We start from the raw sequence: 18,694 nt of genomic DNA, 5'->3' as shown, positions 1-18,694 counted from the left end.
ACGTCAGGGAGGTTCATCGTGTTAGAAATAAAGCCAACCGTTGCTGTCGTCATGGGATCCTCAAGCGATTGGGAAACTATGCGTAACGCTTGTGAAATCCTAGATAAATTCCAAGTTCCTTACATGAAAAAAGTTATTTCTGCACATCGTACGCCAGAACTTATGGCAGACTTTGCGCACAATGCTCGTAAAGAAGGATTCCATATTATTATTGCCGGAGCAGGTGGAGCAGCTCACTTGCCTGGAATGATCGCAGCACAAACCACACTTCCTGTTATAGGCGTGCCAGTAAAATCTCACGCACTTTCGGGCTGGGATTCTTTGCTTTCCATTGTGCAAATGCCAGGAGGTATTCCTGTTGCAACAACTGCAGTTGGAAATTCTGGAGCAACAAACGCAGGTTTGCTTGCAGTAAGTATTCTAAGCACAACCGACGAGCGTCTTGCAGAAGAGCTCGCAACATATCGCGAAGAACTCAAAGCGAAAGTTGAGGAATCCAATGCCAACCTTATCTGAAGTAACTAACGGCGCTGTTGAACGCTTAATGCCAGGCTCTACTATTGGAATTATTGGCGGCGGCCAGTTAGGGCGCATGATGGCTATTGCAGCTCGCCACATGGGCTTTAGAATTGGCGTTCTTGACCCAACTCTTGACTGCCCAGTGTTCCAAGTAGCAGATTTGCAGGTTGAAGCTAATTACGACGACCCAGAAGGCTTGCGCGAACTTGCAGAACGTTGCGACGTACTAACATACGAGTTTGAAAACGTAAATGCGGATGCACTCGATAAAGTTCGTCATCTTACTGCTATTCCTCAAGGCACAGACTTGTTGCGAGTTACGCAAGATAGAGTAAGCGAAAAAACGTTTATTAATAGCCACGGAATCAAAACAGCCAAATGGCGCGAAGTAAATAATCTTGACGATTTAGATACTGCTATTGACGAAATAGGCTTGCCGGCGATTTTGAAAACTCGTCGAGGCGGCTACGACGGTCACGGTCAGGATGTTTTGCGCACAGAAGAAGACGTTGCAAATATTCACCACCGCGCAGATCGCGGCGGCAAATTCCCACCTTCAATTCTAGAAGGTTTTGTTGATTTTGCTTTTGAAGCTTCTATTCTTGTTTCCGGAAACGGCAAAGACTTTGTAACGTATCCGCTTGTAAAAAACGTGCATCACAATAGTATTTTGCACATGACCTTGGCTCCGGCAGTAGTTGATCCACAAGTTGAGCATGCAGCGCACGAATTAGCTTTAAGATTAGCTCGCGGATTTGAGCTCGCAGGAACGTTAGGAATTGAGCTTTTTATTACTAAAGATAATCAAGTAGTAGTAAACGAGCTTGCTCCACGTCCACACAATTCCGGACATTATACGATTGAAGCTTGCGATATGGATCAGTTCGAAGCTCATATTCGAGGAATTGTTGGATGGCCTTTAAAGAAGCCTTGCCTACTTTCCCCTGCTGTTATGGTAAATGTGCTCGGACAGCATGTGGCTCCTGTGCGCTCACTTATTTTAGAGCACCCAGAATGGCACGTGCACGACTACGGCAAAGCGGAAGTTAGAAAAAACCGCAAAATGGGTCATATTACAGTACTAAGCGACGACCCAGTTGAAGCCGCAGCAGCATTAGATTCAACAGGCTGCTGGGATGACGAACTTGAATACTGTGATGAACAACGAAAGGATTCGAGATGACTAGCGAACCTGTACGTCGTCACACTCGACAAAAAGAAATCGTACTCTCCTATTTGCGCGAATCTCGCAATTTTGTTTCTGCACAAGATTTGCACAGACTTTTGGCAAAAGACGGCGAAATTATTGGCTTGGCTACAGTCTACCGTCAGCTTAACGCGCTAACTCAAAGCGGCGAAGTAGACACTGTGCGCTTTAACGGTCAGCAATTATTCCGCATTTGCGACGAAAACACACACCATCACCATTTAGTGTGCGAACGCTGCGGAAAAACAGTTGATATTGAGCCACCCGATGACGAAGGATGGATTCATAAAATAGCTGAATCTCACGGATACACTGTTGTTGATCACACGCTAGAAGTATTCGGCTTATGCGAAAACTGCCGCAATGAAGATAAGTAGCGCGCTAACAAACGCTCCGCATTAGACGCATTAGACGCATTAGGCAAATGCCTTCCGCGAATATTCCTCTTATTTTTGCGCGCGGAAATTGTTGCAACAATCATAGTAGTTAAAATCACAGCACACCCAACAAGCGCAATAACAAACAGCGTCATCCAAAGCGGCCACTGCAAATGATCGTCAGGCGGCTTAACAGGATCCGGCAGCACACGATACCCCGTTACCAGCAGCCTCTGCGAGTTCACACCGTACGGCGTGCAAGTAAGCAGCGTAGCCAAATCGCGCCCCTTCTCGCGCTGAATAAGCCTAATATCATTCGGGTCAACAACGCTAATGCGAAACACCCTATATCTTAAGGTTTTACCTTGCACATCAAAATAGAAGAAATCGCCTTTTTTAAGGTAGATTAAGTCGTCAAACATAGTTGCATGCGGCAAACCCGTATGCGCCGTAATAACAGCATGCCTGTTTTTGCCGCCAACTGGCAAATCCGTGCCATACAGGTGACCCGCGCCATACGCTAAAACATCCTGCGAACTGCCGTGATAAATAGGCAGCTTAACGCCAATCTTCGGGATTTTTACGATTCCCATAATCCCCATCGGCTCATCTAACTGCTTTTCATAATCCTTATACTCAGGCGTTTTCTTAAAATCTTCCGTGCCATTATAAGGGTCCGCCGTAAAAATCGCGCTGCGATGCGCGTTATACTCGCGCGCCTTATCTAAGTTAATTGCGCGCGCATCTTTAGGCTGCTCACGGCTAAGCTTGTCGTAAGCGGCAGAAAGCTGCTTAGACGCGTTATTATTCCACAGCGTAGAAGCCACTGGGTACGTGAAGCACAGAATTGCGGCGACAGCCAGCGCGATTGGTTCTAAAATGCGGCGAAGATGCGACTTAGGCTTTTTTGGCGTAGGCTCTGCTCCTGGTTTTGCTGCTAGTTTTGCTGTGGGTCGCTTGAAGAAAGCATATACTTTCGTAACAGCGCTGTTTAATTTCATGCTTCCTCGGTTCGTGTTTTTCTTATCTTTGATTTACTGATTTTTGAGTATCGTCTATGAGTTTTGACTGGTGTTTGGCTGGCGTGTTTTCTGAAGTGCTGTGAGAGATAGGAATTACTTATCTCGCAGCGCTACGCTCGTGTTTGCTGTTGCGCGAGTTTGTGGGGATTTCTTTCCTCGCACGTCCCGTCCTTCGGGCGCTCTGGCTGTTAAAGGCACTTAGTGTGTTCGCCTTTCTTAAAGAATGTAGCTTCTCAGTCCTCTTTTAGTGCTCGTAAAGAAATCCCCCAAACTCTGCATGCTAATTCGTTAATAACCGTGCTAATCGCAGAGATTTTTCGATTTTTCTTCTTCACTCGGCGAATCAGCAGCCTACGGCTCTGACGTTCGCCTCGCTCAGTGCGAAAAATCTCAAATCTCACCACACAAATATGAGTCTAGGATTTAGTTAAGTAAACCCTAGACTCACACTTTGCCATTAGACTACAAGACCAACTTTAGAAAGCGCATCAAGCGTTCTGCTGCTGCTCTTCTTCCTTGCGATTGCGCATGTACAGGAACACGCTAGCCGCAATCAAGCCCATGCCAGCAAGCGCAAACAGAATCACGCCAGCAGCACCAGTTGCAGGAAGGTTGAACCAAGATTCAATGTTGAGATCACTAATCTTGGTATTAGGGAAGTCAACTGTTGTTGTTTTTCCTTCCTCAACAGTTACACCTCTAACCTCATTAGCTAAAGCGTAATCAGTAGGAGCCTTAACCTCAACAAGGTAAATCATTTGACCAGCTAAAACCTTTTGATCAGTGTCAAATTTACCTTGATCGTTTGTGGTTCCAGTGAACTGCTTGGAAGCATTATCAGAGCACTCAGTAGGAATATCAGTACTATCAGCAGCGCGCTTAAGCAAAGCAGCCTTGCAAGCATCTGCTTTTTCTTCGGAGTTGAAAATCTTAAACTCAGCTCCTTGAAGCTTGGTGGCAGGAGTCTTCTTATCGTGCTTATTTACCTGAAGGTAGCCAAGCTTAACGGTAGAAGTACCTTTACCATCATCGCCAGACACGATTGGGTCTGGATCCTTAGTGGCGTTATCTGGATGAGACTTAAAGAAGCCAGACTTGTTCTTAATCTCTTTCTTGTCAGTATCATTCTTATAGGAATCACTTAACTTGAGCGAAACTGTAACATGAACCTTAGGCTCAGTTCCAGTCTTTGCCTTGTTCAAAGCATCGGCAATTTTGCCCAAGCCATCTTCAGTGAACTTAACCAAGATACGCGTGTGTTGGGCTGCGAGATTATTGTCGTCTCCATCAGTTGTAATAGCCGCTGCAGTATCGTTCTTCTTTATTTCAACGGTGTAATCCGTGTCCTTCGTAAGAGCATCATTAACACCATCAACAGTCACAGACTTAACAGCAGTGTCCGCCGTAATAGTTTCAAACGCCTCGGTTGGAGCGTCATCGAATACAGCATAATCCTGAATGCTCTTTGCATCCAAAGTTCCAGCAGGATGATTCACTTCCGCACTAATCTTGTAGTCAAAAGTATCCTTAACCGAAACGGCGTTGCTACCTGTTTCGGTGCTGAAAACCTTTGTTATTGCGCTAGAAAGATCCTTGTTCTTAATCTTTACAACAGGATTGTAGTTGTAGTTTGTATCGACTTTGTTGGCATCATCCTTATTTTTCGTACGCTCAATCTGCGGCAAAGTCATATAGAACACAGTCATGTCGTTTGCGCCGTAGTTGCCAGCAGGCATCTTGGTTTCTTCAACCTTGTAGAAGCCGAGAGCAACGTTTTCGAACTTTGCTTCGCCGTTGGCACCAACGGTTTGAGTCTTTATATTGTTTGAATTCTTATCAAGATTAATCTTTGCTTCGCCTTCTTTGCCGCGGTTCAAAGCGTCGATTGTTCCAGCAATTTTGGCCCAAATTTCTTCCTTCTTGAAAGCTTCAGCATTAAGCTCAGTATCGCCAATCTTCTTGATTGGTGTAAGCTTAAATTCAGCGCCTGTAAGTGGCTTGTGACCAGACTCGCACTTAGATTGGCCTTGGGAATCAGCAACCACCTTTGCATCGCAATTGACGATTGTAATAGTACCAGTTGTTTTAGTATTCTTCTTATCCCACGGAGCATTAGCTGTAACAGAGCCTTGGCGAATTGGAGGCCCACCAGCCCACGCAACGCCGGCCATGGTTACGGCGCCAGCAACGCACAGCGTGCCAGCCATCGCGAGCGACGCAATCGCCGCAACGCACTTTTTGGTTAGTTTATTCATCATTTCTCCTTTAATCGCGCCCCTAAGAGCTGTTTGAAATAAGCTACTTTGTGTTTTGTAGCTTGTGTTTTGTGTGTTTGCGTACCGATTGAGCCTTGTTGGCGTACCCATTCGGCACTTGTTTTTGTTTTTGTTTTTGTTTTTGACTACCTGGAATATTTCTCTGCAATATATTGGTTTAGTTAATCTAATTATGTTTTATTTTGACTACGCGCACGTAAATCAATACGCGCGCACAACTTGATTACATAGGCAGCTTTCACATTAGCATCGCCGCCTTTCGTAAAGCAGCTTTCTGCATGCTTCAGTTTGACTTGCCACAAATCCTGCAGCAAGCACGCTCACCATTACGGCGGCTACAGCGCCCAGCTGCAAGTTCCAACTCTGCCCACCCGTGTGCGGCAAAGTAAAATCTTCTGACACGTGAATGTTAATAGCCAACTGCGCATAGTCTTTGTTGGCTGTTAGACCAGCAAAGGCAGTGGATATTTTATTTGGCTTTACGTCGCTTTTAGCTACTTCGGCATTGAATTTATCAAGCGCATCTTGCTTCAGCGCGTACACATAGCACTGGTAATCGCCCGTTTCTGTTGGCTTAAATGTAGCGCTGGCGTTGGCAGTAGCCGCAAACTTAGTGGCAGACCCAACAAGCGAGCAAGACTGCTCACCTTCTTTTGAATTACATGTACTTTGAGCATTACCTTCTGGGAAATTAAAGCCAAGCTGTTCTGGCGATTGCCAGTTACTGTACGCAAGACCATTTTTATCTGTAGCGCCTGCGTTGCTTTCGCTTCCAGTAGTGCCTGCACCGACTGCACTACCTGCGTCAACTACAGAGCTTGCGCCTGCACTACTTCCTTGCGGCTTCTCGCCCTTTGCACACAACATTCTAAGCGTAATTTGTTTTGTTGAATCCGCCTCAGACGTGGCTTCAATAAACGGCTTAAGCTCCATTCCCTTCATAACAGACACAGTGTCGCCATCACCCAACGCAGCAGACGCAGAAGACGCACCGCTAGAAGACCCGCTAGCCCCAGCATCAGCACTCTTAAACGGATACACATTCAGCTTAAGATCGCCATCTTTAACCTCAAGCTTCTTTTTATTCGACTTCACTTCAATCGTAACTGACTTATAAGCCACGTCGATATCTTCACCAACAAAATATTTAACATTCACATAGGTAAATGAAATTAAACTATCTGGATTCTCAAATAAATTCTTTTTTTTATCAGCATAACTTATCTGATCCTTGAAATGGTCTATTGTTTTTGGATGAATTTTAATGTTACCTGTATAACTATATTGAACATCCTTAATAGCAAACACTTTGCACTCAAAAGTTCCAGCCTTTTCTGGCGTCCCACTAATCCAGCTTTGCGAGCGCTCAGTATCGTCATTTTCTTCATATACAGTGTACGGATCTGCATTTTCACTAGGTCGAGTCTGATTTTCCATATGCTTGAACTGAGTCTGCTTATTTGTAGAAGGACTATCCTTTTTATCTTTAAGGCTCAAACCATTAACAGTGTCTACCGTGTAACTGGCATCATCATTACTACCATTTTCATGGCAAATCATATGGTGATAAATAACACCAGGCTTTTTAGTTGACTTAGAACCAATAAAAAGCTTGTTAATAGGATCGTAAGTGTCTTTATTATCAGCACTGCCAGCAGCACTTCCACCAGTAGCTGAAGCATTAGACTTTGGCTTTATAGTAATTTTATTATCAGTTACCGCAGTACCATCCTGAGCATTTTCAAAATCGTATAAGCTCAGTGATAAATCATTGTTTAAATTACTCTTCTGCTCGTCAGATAGATCAACTTTTACACTTATTTTAGCGTGTATTTCTTCTTTTTTATTTTTGTAATATGCAAAAACTTTGAATTCATAACTGCCGTAATCCCATTTACCATTTGGACGCAAAGTTATAGAACCATCATCAAAGCCTGTTTCATTTTCAGTATCCTTAACTTTAATAATTCTACCATTTTCTGTTTTTTCAAAATTCACCCAACTTGGTACAGGATTTCTACCACTCTTTTCTAATTTAAACCACAAGCCACTCGGCATAGTGGCGTCTTTCCTATTAGTACCCTTAAGTTTAATTTTGAATTTTGGATTAATAGTTATAGTGCTACCACGCTTTATTAAAATAGTCTTACCATTATCGACAGTAGCAGCAGTACCAAAATCGTAGCTAATCTCGTAGCATGATTTGAAAGATTTTTTGTTAAGTACTTTGCACTCTGGCGGAAGATCAACTTTGTCAGTGGCAGCGCGATCCAGTTCACGCCTTTTGCGAAGCAATTTATTTGCAGATTCGTCTTTTTTAGCGGATTTTTCAGCGTCTTTAGCAGCATCTTTGTCAGCGGCAGTGTCTTTAAGGCTCTTGTTTGCACCTTCTACAGCATTGTTTTGCTGCTGCTTCGTTGAGTCAACGTTTTGTGCGCTGCCTGCATCCGAGCCGGCTGGTCTTGAAGAAGTTTGCGGATTTCTAGTCTCAGCGACATTAGCTTCTTTAGCACCGTCTTTTACGCCAGCTCCAGTACTTGATGCAGTCTTAGGCTCAGCATTTCCGCTATTAGTTTGCGACTGAGCTTGCACCTGATTAGGCTCGCCTTGCGAACTAGCGCCCATAGAGGCGGATGGCATAATCATAAAAGTGGCAAGAATCGTAGCAGCGGCAACAAAAAACGCCACAATTGCACGGCGAGCACACGCTGTTTTAGCGCCAATCGAACGCAAAAATCGAAGAAAACGGCTACCGCGATGTAAATCACTCATTGGCACATCTCCTTCCCTCCGTATTGAGCCTTAAATACTATACCCCCCCCCCCATAGATTTTTCAAGTTACACCAATACTTTTAGCAATTTAAATCAATCAGACAACTAATAAATCGCAGCGCGAAAGCAGATCGTCGCGCGTAGAGCCGCAGGCTGCTGATTCGCCAAGCGAAGAAGAAAAATCGAAAAATCTCTGCGATAAGGCACGGTTATTAACGATTAATACGCAGAGTTTGGGGGATTTCTCTACGAGCACTAAAAGAGGACTGAGAAGCTACATTCTTTAAGAAAGGCGAACACAATAAACTCTTTTAGCAACCAGAGCGCCCGAAGGACGGGACGTGCGAGGAGAGAAATCCCCAAAACTCGCGACACGGTAAAAAAGAATCCGCAAAACTCGTGCTGCGAGATAAGTAATTCCTATCTCACACATCCACACCAGAAACCAAAAACAAAAAAAACAAACAGTTTCAGAATACAAAAAGGCGGTTAGATTTTATTCTAATCACCTTTTACACATTATAATTATTAAATTTTATTCGTTTGTTTCTTCCGTAATATCTATATATTCTTTTAATTTTTGTTGCAACAAATTCTTATCTATCAGTTTTAATGTATACTCCGATACCATCGTAGGTGAAAGACTTCTACTTAATGCAAATTCTACTACCTCATCATCTTTTGAAGCACAAAGAATTACTCCTACGCTTGGATTTTCAGTTTGTTTCTTTACTTCTCTATCCAGTGCTTCTAAATAGAGGTTCATTTTCCCGATATATTCCGGTTTAAACTCTCCAATTTTTAATTCAAATGCAACTAAACAAGATAGTCCCCTATGATAGAACAGCAAATCTATATAGTAATCATGATTGCCAACCTGTACCCTATACTCATTACCTATAAAGGAAAAATCTTTCCCAATCTCTAAAATAAAGTTCTTCAAATTCTCGAGAATTGACTTCTGAAATTCTCTTTCATTCCCAATCTTTGGAGCATCAAGAAATTCTAAAACATAACTGTCCATAAATAAATTATGCGTCTCTTGTTTTACACTTTGTATGGCAGGCAAATTATTACTATTTGAAAGCATATAACGCTCATAATAGCCACTGTCAATCTGCCTTACCAACTCTCGGTGAGTTAGATTCTCATGAATCGCTAAGTTAATGTAGAATTCTCTTTCTTCTTTACTTTTAGATCCGGATATTATTTTCAAATGATTAGACCAGCTCAATTGTGTCAACAACGTTGACACTTTTTCATCATCCTTATATATCTCATAGAATTGCTTCATTCTATAAAGTCCCCTACGGGTAAATCCTTTTAAATCAGGATAATTTTCAGAGAAAAAATCAGCAACATTTTCCACAAAATTTGATCCATAAGCTGCTTCTTTACTTTTCTCGCTTATATACTTTCCCACTTCCTGATACATCAAAATCAATCTAATCTAAAATTTTTTCTAAGACGATTTTCACTTAAACAATATCCACACCAGAAACCAAAAACAAAAACAAACCCAACAAGAACACGCTGCACGCGTCACAAAGACGCGCACAGACCTCGCTTGCGTTGAAAGCACACCGTGCTTTCAACCTTGAGCAAGCTCGGCACTTTTAAAAAGCCCGAAATTCCAATAATTTCGGGCTTGGTAAAAGTGCCCCCGACGCGACTCGAACGCGCAACCAACGGATTAGAAGGCCGTTGCTCTATCCTTTGAGCTACAGAGGCAAACAAATGGCTATTATACCAAAACGGCACTATCAACGCGCCTTAAAAACAGAAAATAACAGAAATAGCCTATAAAAGTCACCTAAAAAGTCGCCTATAAAAGTCACATATAAAAGTCACATATGAAACTTGCAAAAATCCTATTTACAAAACGTCACTGCTAAAACTTACAAAAACACTACTCAATAATCCATGCAAGTGACATTAACACAGCAAGGAAGAAAACGTTCACAATCGTGTACGTAAGCAAATAACGTCCCCTATGCTCAGGATACTGATGTGTAATTCCCTTGTAAGAAATAAGCGAAGCCATAGAAGCAATAAGCGTACCCATTCCACCAAGATTCGTACCAATAATCAGCATCTTCCACTGATCACAGAATCCAGAAAGCAAAATCGTCGTCGGAACATTACTAATAAACTGGCTTGAAGCAATAGAAACTTCCATAGGATGCGTACCAACCCACATTTGTGCAAAATCACTAAAGCCCGGAACTCTTCGCATATTGCCAATAAAAATAAAGAACATAATAAAGGTAAGCGGCAAAGCCCAATCAAGAACACGGAACACATGACGGTCGCAAAGAAGGAAAGCCACCACCATAATCACAACCATAATCCAATCCGGAATCCAACCACTAACACCACACAAGCAAACCACAAAAAGCAGGCTGTAAACAATAACGCGCCAACGAGTAAAGCTCATGCCGTAGCCCATAACGCGAATCTCATCCGGCTGCGGACGACCATGCGAAGGAGCAAGTACACTCTGCTCAATATCATCACCGTGCAAGCCAGCAAACTGATCAACCTTACGAGACTTAAAGAACACAAAAGCAAACGCAATCATAAGAACCGCAGCCGTAACCGTATACGGTGACATAATCTTCAAAAAGTCTTTAGTAGACATATGCGTTAACGCTTTTAAGTACAAGTTATGTGCATTGCCAATAGGCGTAAGCATGCTGCCAACATTCGCGCCAATAGTCATAAGCGTGATTACAAGAATCGAACGTTTTTCAGCATTCGCCATAACAAGCACAGAAAGCGCAAAAGGCACAAAAGTTACGAGAGCAACATCGTTCGTAATAAACATTGCAGAGAAAAACGTTAGCGACATGAGCACAATCACAAGCCCACGCTCAGTCCTAACATGCCTTAAAAGACGCGCACCAATCGCACGAAATACACCAATGCGCTGAAATCCGCACACAACCATCATTAGGCAAACAAGCTGAGAAATTGTGTTTACGTGAATATAGCTAAGATACTGCCAATCAGGAGGAACGAAAAAACATGAAATAATTGCCAAAATTGCCGCAACAATAAGAATGGTTTCACACTTGACCAAATTTAACAGCCAGCGCTTCATCATTCCTCCGTAAAGCAATAAACACAATGCTTCCATTGTACTAGAAACCCAATCCCACAAACAGGTTAAACTCCCGACAAAATCGTTGCAATAGCAATAAATTAACAACTATTAATAGCATGATTTAGCCTAAAATAGCTAACACAAAATTCCGCCCTTTTTTGTGACACGCGCATCAGCAAAGAATGTCGCAAAAGACAGGAATACGTATATTATTTAGAAAAGAATTTGTTGGCACTAAACAAATAATTGTTTACTACATAAGAAGCGAAATATGGCAGACATAAAAGAAACCGAAAGTAAGAAGATTGAACAAAAGCTTGCACGCCAAAAACATCTTCGCGAAAACCATCAGCGCAACACTGCAGATTTAATTGTTGAATGCTTAGTAAACGAAGGCGTTGAAGTAGTTTTCGGCATTCCAGGTGAGGAAAATATTCCGCTTCTTGAAGCAATTGAGCGCGACGGTCGCATTCGTTTTGTGCTTACTCGCCACGAGCAGGGCGCTGGTTTTATGGCAGCAACATACGCTCATATTACTGGAAAACCAGGCGTATGCTTGGCAACTTTAGGCCCTGGCGCACTAAATCTTACGCTTCCTGTAGCTCAAGCAAACGCAAGCACTACGCCGCTTGTGGCGATTTGCGCACAAGGTAATGTTTCTAGGCTTTATAAGGAATCTCATCAGATTATTGATTTGGTTGCGCTCTTCCAGCCGATTACGCAATGGTCTTCTATGATGCTTGCTCCAGAGTCTGCGCCGGAAATGGTTCGAAAAGCTTTCTCAATTGCCGGTCGTAACAGGCCTGGAGCAACGTGCCTTGTTATTCCGGAAGATATTAGCGAAATGCCGGCGCCTAACGACGCGAAGCCGCTTCCGCTACCACATCCGCTTCACATTATGCCAGCTCCGGACACTATTGAAGAAGCTGCTCAAATTATTAGTAAAGCAAAACAGCCTATTATTTTAGCCGGAAACGGCGTTGCGCGCTCGCACGCTGAGGAGCAGCTTCTTGCTTTTGCCGAGCAGCTTAATGTGCCGGTTGCAACTACTTTTGAAGGAAAAGGCGTTTTTCCAGATAATCATCCGAATGCGCTTGGAGTCGTTGGATTTATGCATCGCGACTACGAAAACTTTGCTTTTGACACAGCTGATTTGATTATTGCCGTAGGTTTTTCAATTCAACAGTTTGATCCTAAGAAAATCAACCCGAATATTGATAAAACTATTATTCACATCAATACTTTTGTGGAAGATACCGACGCGCACTACCCTACTGCGTTGAATATTATGGCAAATATTGGGCAGACACTTAAAACTCTTACAGAAGTATTAAAAACACGCAACGTAACTTTCGACGTAAGTCACCCTCGTATTAGACAACTACTTACGGAAGAATTACATTCTTGCGAAAACGACGAAAGCATGCCAATGAAACCACAGCGCGTAGTTTACGATATTCGCCGCGCTGTGCCTGAAGGCACGAAGGTGCTTGTAGATACGGGCGCTTTGAAAATGTGGATGGCACGCTTGTACCCAACTATGCACCCTAATACTTGCATAATCGACAACAGTCTTTCAACTATGGCTTGGACGCTTCCAGGCGCTGTTGGAGCCTCGTTTATTCGCGATAATTCCGGCAAAATTAACACGAAACCAGTTTTGGCTGTGATGGGCGACGGAAGCTTTATGATGAACGTGCAAGAAATTGAAACAGCTGTGCGCGTTGGAAGCCGCATGGTTGTTCTTGTTTGGGAAGATAACGCGTACGGCTTAATCAAGTGGAAGATGGAGCTTCACGCAGGCGAGCACGAATACGTTGATTTCCATAATCCGGACGTGCCAAAATTGGCTGAAAGCTTTGGCGCGCGCGGTCACGCTGTTAAAAAGCCGGAAGATTTGTACAATATGCTTCGCGCAGCTTTGGAGCAAGAAAGCGGAGTGGACGTGATTTCCTGCCCAGTTGATTACAGCGAAAATATGAAGCTTATTGAAAAGCTCGGCGATATTGACTTTAGTAACTGACACAGCTCTCCAAACGCGCAAATTGTTTCGCGTTTGGAGAGATTAGCCAAACAAAACACTACACGATTTGCGACTGCAAATTTTTGCGAGCAGCTTCCATTGAAGTAATTTTTCCTAGAAGCTCAAGCTTTTCCTTGCCATCCTTGAGTTTCGCCATACGCGCTCGAGCTGCACCGATTCTACGCATGAAACCAACGTCTAAAAGTCGAATAAGCAGCTCGTTCGCATACTTGCTTTCTGCAACAGTAGCTTTTCGCAAAACATCCGAAGGAGATCCGTTTGAAGATTGCTGATTCTGTTGATTGCCTGCATCTTCCAATGCATCTGCAGTAGAAGGAAGCGGCAATGGCATTACCGAAAGCTCAGTAATAACAGACTCCAGCAAAGGACCAGCTGCTTTAGTCATCATATGCAACCATAATCCTTGCGTAACGTTGCCAGTCGGCAATCCTCCCGCAGCAACAAACGCCTGGAACAGCGTTCGAAATACTGGTGTAATAAAATTATTTAACGTAAGCTGCGCAAATAATTGTTCATTAAACGCAAGCGGAACTTGCAGCAACAAAGCCATAAACTGCTGCTCGCACATGAATACAGCATCATCAACGCGATAATAACGCTGATTTTGCGCAGCATTTCGAACAATCGCCATTCTAGAAGCTTTAGAATCTGCATCACGCTCAGCAACAGCCTGCGGCAATCCAGCAGGAGTAGCGTTATACCTAGATGCGTAAGCGTCGTCGTCGCGAACTTGCAAACGGCGGCGAGAAGCCTCAACTTCACGACGCATAACAGCTAAATCAACACCAATTGCGCGCACAGCTTTGCGAGCATACAAGTCAAGAAGCGAACGGTCGCGAATTTGCGCAATAAGAGGTGCAACGGCTTTCACCGCACCCATTTGACCAGTCGTAAACGAAGTATCAAAACGATTGATAACAGTATTAATAACAAAGTCATAAAGCGGACTTGCGTGCGAAACCAGCGAGCGCACTGCGTCGTCACCGCGCTGAATACGCAAATCGCAAGGATCAAGATTATTGTCTGCTACAGCAACAAAAGTTTGCGTTAAAAATGCAGAGTCTAAGCCAAAAGCGTGAAGCGCAGCCTTCTGACCGGCAGCATCACCGTCAAAAGTAAAAACGATGCGCGAACTTACAGACTGACCATCCACCTTCAAAGGCCCCACAAGCTGAATTGCACCCAAAGAATCATCAGCAATAAGACGACGCACAATCTTCGCATGCTCAACGCCGAAAGCAGTTCCGCAAGTAGCAACAGCAGTATCAACACCAGCTAAATGGCATGCCATAACATCCGTGTAGCCTTCAACAATTACAACTTGACGCTTTTTAACAATATTTGCTTTAGCTAAGTCAATTCCATACAAAACCTGCGTTTTTCGATACAGTGCAGTGTCGGGAGTGTTAATATATTTCGCGCTAATAGAATCGTCGTCGTAAAGCTTTCTTGCACCAAAGCCAAGAGTTCTACCAGTCGAGTCGCGAATAGGCCAAGTTAAGCGACCGCGGAAGTAGTCGTATATTCCTCGCTGACCGAGTCGAGCTAAGCCAGCGTCAAGCAGCTCTTGACGCGTAAAACCTTTATTAGCTAAGTATCTGACTAAATTATCCCAGCCTTTAGGAGCGTAGCCACAAGAAAAACGCGCACTTTGCTGAGGCGTAAAGTTTCGTCCGGCAAGCAATTCGCGCGCGGCAGCAGCTTCCTCAGTATTAAGATTTGAAGCGAAAAACTTTTGAGCTTCTTCATTTGCTTCTAAAAGCCTGGCTCGCTTAGAACCGTGCGATTGAGAGTCGCCTTTTTCTGCCTGCTGGTAGTGCATTTCAATGTGGTAATGATCTGCCAAAAACTCAACAGCTTCGCGAAAATCAATGTTTTCTTTCTGCTCAACATACTTAAAAACGTCGCCGCCTGCACCGCATCCGAAGCAGTGCCACACGCCCAAACTTGGACGCACGCTAAAACTCGGTGTTTTTTCATCGTGGAATGGGCAAAGACCTACAAAAGTGCCAGTTCCCGAAGGCTTAAGCGTAACCGTTGCAGATACAATATCATACAAATCTGCCACAGCGCGCACGCGCTCAATATCTTCTTTTGCGATCATTCCAACCATGGTATCTAGCTTATCGCAAACCGGCGGCGAGTGGTATTGGCGGTATGTGGAAACATTTGCCGTATATTTTCCGGCATTTGTTGTCGCTTCAGTCTCAGCTAACCACATTTGCCGTATTATTTTCCCAGCATTTGTTGTCGCTTCAGTCTCAGCTGACCACATTTGCCGTGTTATCAATGACGCGCGGTTCCATTCGCACCTGCCCCGGACGATTCGCACGCGTACTATCTTGTGGAAGAGCATTTCTACTGGAGTGCAAATCCTAGCGAATCGTTGTAAAGAGCGCTAAAAACGTATCACTTGCGTACAAGTTGCATATGTCACTTGCGTAAATCACTTACGTACAGAACTTACGTGCAACACTTGCGTTAACCAGCAAACTTTATACAGATTCGTTCTTTTACTTGCGCTTACAATTCCCTATCTTTAAAGAACCAAGACCAATCAAACGGCTTCTCAACTAAATAGTAAGCGTTTGAATCGTCTGGAGCCGGAGCAAAAGGTATTGCTTTATGTTTAGAAGTTGGAACAAAAGGATTGTCTCGCATATCACCATCTTTTGAAGCAACTGTTCGCTCTGATTTACTGTAATATTTAGGATCTCTACGCAAAATAAATGGACGATTCATATCAGGTTTCGTGCTACCTGCGCCCTTAAAGAATCCGCTTGCTTCTAGTTCGTCGAGCTTTGCATTAACAGGAACAAGCACAAAATACGCGCGCATCTTATACGTTATACCCTTATTTACTCCCGGCACATCAATAAAGTTATTGCTAGAATAATCTGGATAATTGCTATCTAAATCTTGGTAATCTTGGAATTGTCCGTTAACACACAACCCCGAATGCACATTGTATACCTTATTGCCACAATAAGGATCTCCACCATCGCGAAATATTTCAGTCATGCCAGAATCACCAAAAATCAATGTATTGCGCAAAGGAAGAGAATTCTTATCTTCATCACTATCATCAGTATCAATTGCATCACCCAATAATTGCTGTGTATACTGCCACATTGCGAAACTGTGTGCATAATCTTTATTATTTTCATCATCTACTAAATCATCCATAGCATGGGCGCCACGAAGAAGCACTCTAGTATTCTCGCCTATTTCTGTATCATAATTTGTAGGTTCAAACTCTAAGCAATCTCCAGATTTAGTGCACCATTTTCCAACAAATGGAACTAATGTAGAAACTACAGTTGCTTGATTACTTTCACCATATCCACGCTTGCTAGTAAACATTTTCTTAGTTTCAGAAGCATCAGCGCCATAATAAAGCGTTATGTCGGTATCTCCCCTATGTGATTGCCCTAATCCAAGATTAGACCCAACAATTTTGCCTAAGTGTTTTCGGGATGAATATTTTGGTACAAGTCTAACTTTGAATCCTTCATCAGACATCATTTTGTACGCTTCGTCTTTATCTTTATCGAATAATTCAACAGGAACAGACCTGCCGCTATCAGGATATTTATCTTCTTCTCCAACACCTATGAAGATTTCTTTATTTTCATCTAAAGGCTCGCCTGGCATTGGGTTAGTTGCGGCGATTTTTCCAGGATGAAGTGAGGCTACTTTGTAAACTTTTACTGGAACTCCCATTGATTTTAATAGAGGCGCTGCTTCTTCAACAGTTTTTCCAATCACTCCCTTTTCCGGCATTCCAGGACCTTTGGATTCAACGACCGTTACAACGTGATTTCCGTGAATAACTTGCCCAGGTTTTACGTTTTGATACCGAGCAAAATTACCTGGTTTACTTCCTCCGAAATCTTTTACTAAGTGAGTTTCAACACCTTTTTCTTGCAGTTCGCGTACAACATCTTGCGCAGATTGTGAAGTTTTTGCTTTAGGTACGACTATGCGTTCAGATGGCGCTGCTTTACGAAAATGCGGAGAAGTAAAGAAGAAGACTGCCGCCGCAATAATTGCAACCGCTGCTATAACACATGCGCTGATGATAATTAGTTTGCGATTTTTGAGAAAATTGGTTTTGCTTGGGCTTGTTGCTTTTGCGGGATTTGGTTGAAAGTATTGCGAATTATATTGCGACTGCTGCTGGTATTGCGTCTGCGGATTATATTGCGGCTGATATTGGGTTTGCTGTTGATTATAGTACGGTTGTTGCGGCTGCTGCTGGTATTGCGAATCATATTGCGGCTGCTGCGGCTGAGACTGCTGGTAGTCCGACTGAGCTTCATTTTCAACAACAGCTCCGCAAAAACCGCAAAACTTGGTACTTTCGTCAATCTTATTTCCGCAATTTATGCAAAACATCGCAACCTTCTCTCATACGCGCAGCAATCTCATCTACAGAGAAATTTGCTTTCTATACTACAGCTACTTGCGCAATTTTTTAATGCGATAACAAACGCCGTGAATATTCACGGCAAATGTGGTCAAACGCGGCCAAATCACAGTGATTCGCCAGGAATTGCACTCCAGTCGAAAGGTTCTTCCACAAGATAGTACGCGTTTGAATCGTCCGGGGCAGGCGCGAACGGAACTGCGCGACTACGCTCCGTAGGTACAAAAGGATCAATCCAATTGACTTCTCCAGGGGCCAAATTCTTGCGCGTTTCTTTGTATAGCTTAGGATTCCTGCGCAAAATAAATGGTCGTGTCAAATCAGGCTTATTTTCAACTTTTCCAGCGAAATATCCGCTATTTACAAGCTTATCGAACTTCGCACCAACAGGCACAACCACCATAAAATCTTGCATTACGTAATAAAGACCTACGTTTATACCTGGATCTTCCAAGGCTGCTTCGCGATCAATTTTGTTATCTGCCATGTCAGCAGCACCAAGATATTTACCGTTTACACACAGAGAAGGATCACCAAAATTATAAATAGCGTGTCCGTCGCAACGAAGCGATTCTCGGCCAGCATATAATTCAACAGTTCCTGTATCGCCGGAAATAAGATGATTACGCATGATTGAAGTATTTGGAAGATTCTTATCGAATACTGCGTAATCTGATGGGTCTGGACCCCATGAACTCAAGTATAGAGCATTTATATTGTATAAAGTATTGGGAGGAGTATTTTTGGCAACTTCGGATGTCATTACTCCGCCGATTCTATTGCTCTCTCCGAGAATATCTTCAGGGACAAGTTTTATGCACTTGTTGTCTTTTGTGCACCATTTTCCTACGAAAGAACCAGCTCTGTCCACTACGTAGGCTGTTTTGCCGTTGTAATCCATTGGCTCTGTTACTACATCTTTTGTTTTGGATGCGTCAACG

The 18,694-nt window shown here is 43.3% G+C and carries 11 protein-coding genes, 1 tRNA gene and 1 pseudogene; 4 read left to right on the top strand and 9 right to left on the bottom strand.

What is annotated here, in order from left to right; translation table 11 throughout:
- Window positions 1-51: 51 nt before the first annotated feature.
- Genes purE through CGSMWGV1500E_RS04780 form a run of 3 tightly spaced genes read left to right on the top strand, consistent with a single transcriptional unit; the run spans window position 52 to window position 2,103 of the window.
- Entirely contained in the window at window positions 52-516 is a 465-nt protein-coding gene (gene purE, locus CGSMWGV1500E_RS04770) for a 5-(carboxyamino)imidazole ribonucleotide mutase (RefSeq protein WP_419185102.1), read from the top strand.
- The gene (purK, locus tag CGSMWGV1500E_RS04775; RefSeq protein WP_004126958.1) at window positions 500-1,702 is read left to right on the top strand and encodes a 5-(carboxyamino)imidazole ribonucleotide synthase; all 1,203 of its coding nucleotides are present in this window, start codon (window positions 500-502) and stop codon (window positions 1,700-1,702) included. Before purE ends, purK begins: the two co-directional genes overlap by 17 nt.
- Entirely contained in the window at window positions 1,699-2,103 is a 405-nt protein-coding gene (locus CGSMWGV1500E_RS04780) for a Fur family transcriptional regulator (RefSeq protein ID WP_004126956.1), read from the top strand. The genes purK and CGSMWGV1500E_RS04780 overlap by 4 nt, the downstream gene beginning before the upstream one ends.
- Here the strand turns inward: CGSMWGV1500E_RS04780 and CGSMWGV1500E_RS04785 are convergent.
- The 6 genes from CGSMWGV1500E_RS04785 to CGSMWGV1500E_RS04810 all read right to left on the bottom strand — a co-directional run bounded on the left by CGSMWGV1500E_RS04785 (window position 2,049) and on the right by CGSMWGV1500E_RS04810 (window position 11,277).
- Entirely contained in the window at window positions 2,049-3,104 is a 1,056-nt protein-coding gene (locus tag CGSMWGV1500E_RS04785; protein ID WP_004126952.1) for a class C sortase, read from the bottom strand. The two genes, CGSMWGV1500E_RS04780 and CGSMWGV1500E_RS04785, sit on opposite strands and share 55 nt — an antisense overlap.
- 509 nt (window positions 3,105-3,613) lie before the next feature.
- On the bottom strand, window positions 3,614-5,380 hold the full coding sequence (locus CGSMWGV1500E_RS04790) for a SpaH/EbpB family LPXTG-anchored major pilin (RefSeq protein ID WP_004126947.1): 1,767 nt from the start codon (window positions 5,378-5,380) through the stop codon (window positions 3,614-3,616).
- Window positions 5,381-5,644: 264 nt separating this feature from the next.
- A complete protein-coding gene (locus tag CGSMWGV1500E_RS04795; RefSeq protein ID WP_004126940.1) occupies window positions 5,645-8,173 on the bottom strand; it encodes a hypothetical protein in 2,529 nt (842 codons plus the stop codon).
- A 536-nt stretch (window positions 8,174-8,709) separates the two neighbouring features.
- Complete coding sequence (locus CGSMWGV1500E_RS04800) at window positions 8,710-9,609, bottom strand: PDDEXK nuclease domain-containing protein (RefSeq protein WP_004126939.1); 900 nt, start codon at window positions 9,607-9,609, stop codon at window positions 8,710-8,712.
- A 223-nt stretch (window positions 9,610-9,832) separates the two neighbouring features.
- Window positions 9,833-9,905, bottom strand: a tRNA-Arg gene (locus CGSMWGV1500E_RS04805).
- A gap of 178 nt (window positions 9,906-10,083) precedes the next feature.
- On the bottom strand, window positions 10,084-11,277 hold the full coding sequence (locus CGSMWGV1500E_RS04810; protein WP_004126938.1) for an SLC13 family permease: 1,194 nt from the start codon (window positions 11,275-11,277) through the stop codon (window positions 10,084-10,086).
- A gap of 274 nt (window positions 11,278-11,551) precedes the next feature.
- Between CGSMWGV1500E_RS04810 and CGSMWGV1500E_RS04815 the strand changes: the two genes are divergently transcribed.
- Window positions 11,552-13,303, top strand: a complete 1,752-nt coding sequence (locus tag CGSMWGV1500E_RS04815) for an acetolactate synthase large subunit (protein WP_004126937.1) — start codon at window positions 11,552-11,554, stop codon at window positions 13,301-13,303.
- 58 nt (window positions 13,304-13,361) lie between these two features.
- Here the strand turns inward: CGSMWGV1500E_RS04815 and dnaG are convergent, their stop codons facing one another.
- The 3 genes and pseudogenes from dnaG to CGSMWGV1500E_RS06440 form a co-directional block, all read right to left on the bottom strand.
- The gene (gene dnaG, locus CGSMWGV1500E_RS04820) at window positions 13,362-15,437 is read right to left on the bottom strand and encodes a DNA primase (RefSeq protein ID WP_032843406.1); all 2,076 of its coding nucleotides are present in this window, start codon (window positions 15,435-15,437) and stop codon (window positions 13,362-13,364) included.
- A 410-nt stretch (window positions 15,438-15,847) separates the two neighbouring features.
- Window positions 15,848-17,722, bottom strand: a complete 1,875-nt coding sequence (locus CGSMWGV1500E_RS04825; RefSeq protein ID WP_004126921.1) for a PASTA domain-containing protein — start codon at window positions 17,720-17,722, stop codon at window positions 15,848-15,850.
- Window positions 17,723-17,859: 137 nt separating this feature from the next.
- A pseudogene (locus CGSMWGV1500E_RS06440) lies at window positions 17,860-18,694 on the bottom strand (serine/threonine protein kinase); the annotation flags it as partial.

Origin of the sequence: Gardnerella vaginalis 1500E (assembly GCF_000263595.1) — a bacterium.
Classification (GTDB): Bacteria; Actinomycetota; Actinomycetes; order Actinomycetales; family Bifidobacteriaceae; genus Bifidobacterium; species Bifidobacterium vaginale_E.
Note: the sequence above shows the minus strand (reverse complement) of the source record. Positions and strands in the feature narration are given on the sequence as shown.

Excerpts from the sequence above, each read along its gene's own strand:
- purE (WP_419185102.1), top strand. The coding sequence starts at position 52 with ATGGGATCCTCAAGCGATTGGGAAACTATGCGTAACGCTTGTGAAATC.
- purK (WP_004126958.1), top strand. The coding sequence starts at position 500 with ATGCCAACCTTATCTGAAGTAACTAACGGCGCTGTTGAACGCTTAATG.
- CGSMWGV1500E_RS04780 (WP_004126956.1), top strand. The coding sequence starts at position 1,699 with ATGACTAGCGAACCTGTACGTCGTCACACTCGACAAAAAGAAATCGTA.
- CGSMWGV1500E_RS04785 (WP_004126952.1), bottom strand. The coding sequence starts at position 3,104 with ATGAAATTAAACAGCGCTGTTACGAAAGTATATGCTTTCTTCAAGCGA.
- CGSMWGV1500E_RS04790 (WP_004126947.1), bottom strand. The coding sequence starts at position 5,380 with ATGAATAAACTAACCAAAAAGTGCGTTGCGGCGATTGCGTCGCTCGCG.
- CGSMWGV1500E_RS04795 (WP_004126940.1), bottom strand. The coding sequence starts at position 8,173 with ATGAGTGATTTACATCGCGGTAGCCGTTTTCTTCGATTTTTGCGTTCG.
- CGSMWGV1500E_RS04800 (WP_004126939.1), bottom strand. The coding sequence starts at position 9,609 with ATGTATCAGGAAGTGGGAAAGTATATAAGCGAGAAAAGTAAAGAAGCA.
- CGSMWGV1500E_RS04810 (WP_004126938.1), bottom strand. The coding sequence starts at position 11,277 with ATGAAGCGCTGGCTGTTAAATTTGGTCAAGTGTGAAACCATTCTTATT.
- CGSMWGV1500E_RS04815 (WP_004126937.1), top strand. The coding sequence starts at position 11,552 with ATGGCAGACATAAAAGAAACCGAAAGTAAGAAGATTGAACAAAAGCTT.
- dnaG (WP_032843406.1), bottom strand. The coding sequence starts at position 15,437 with ATGGTTGGAATGATCGCAAAAGAAGATATTGAGCGCGTGCGCGCTGTG.
- CGSMWGV1500E_RS04825 (WP_004126921.1), bottom strand. The coding sequence starts at position 17,722 with ATGTTTTGCATAAATTGCGGAAATAAGATTGACGAAAGTACCAAGTTT.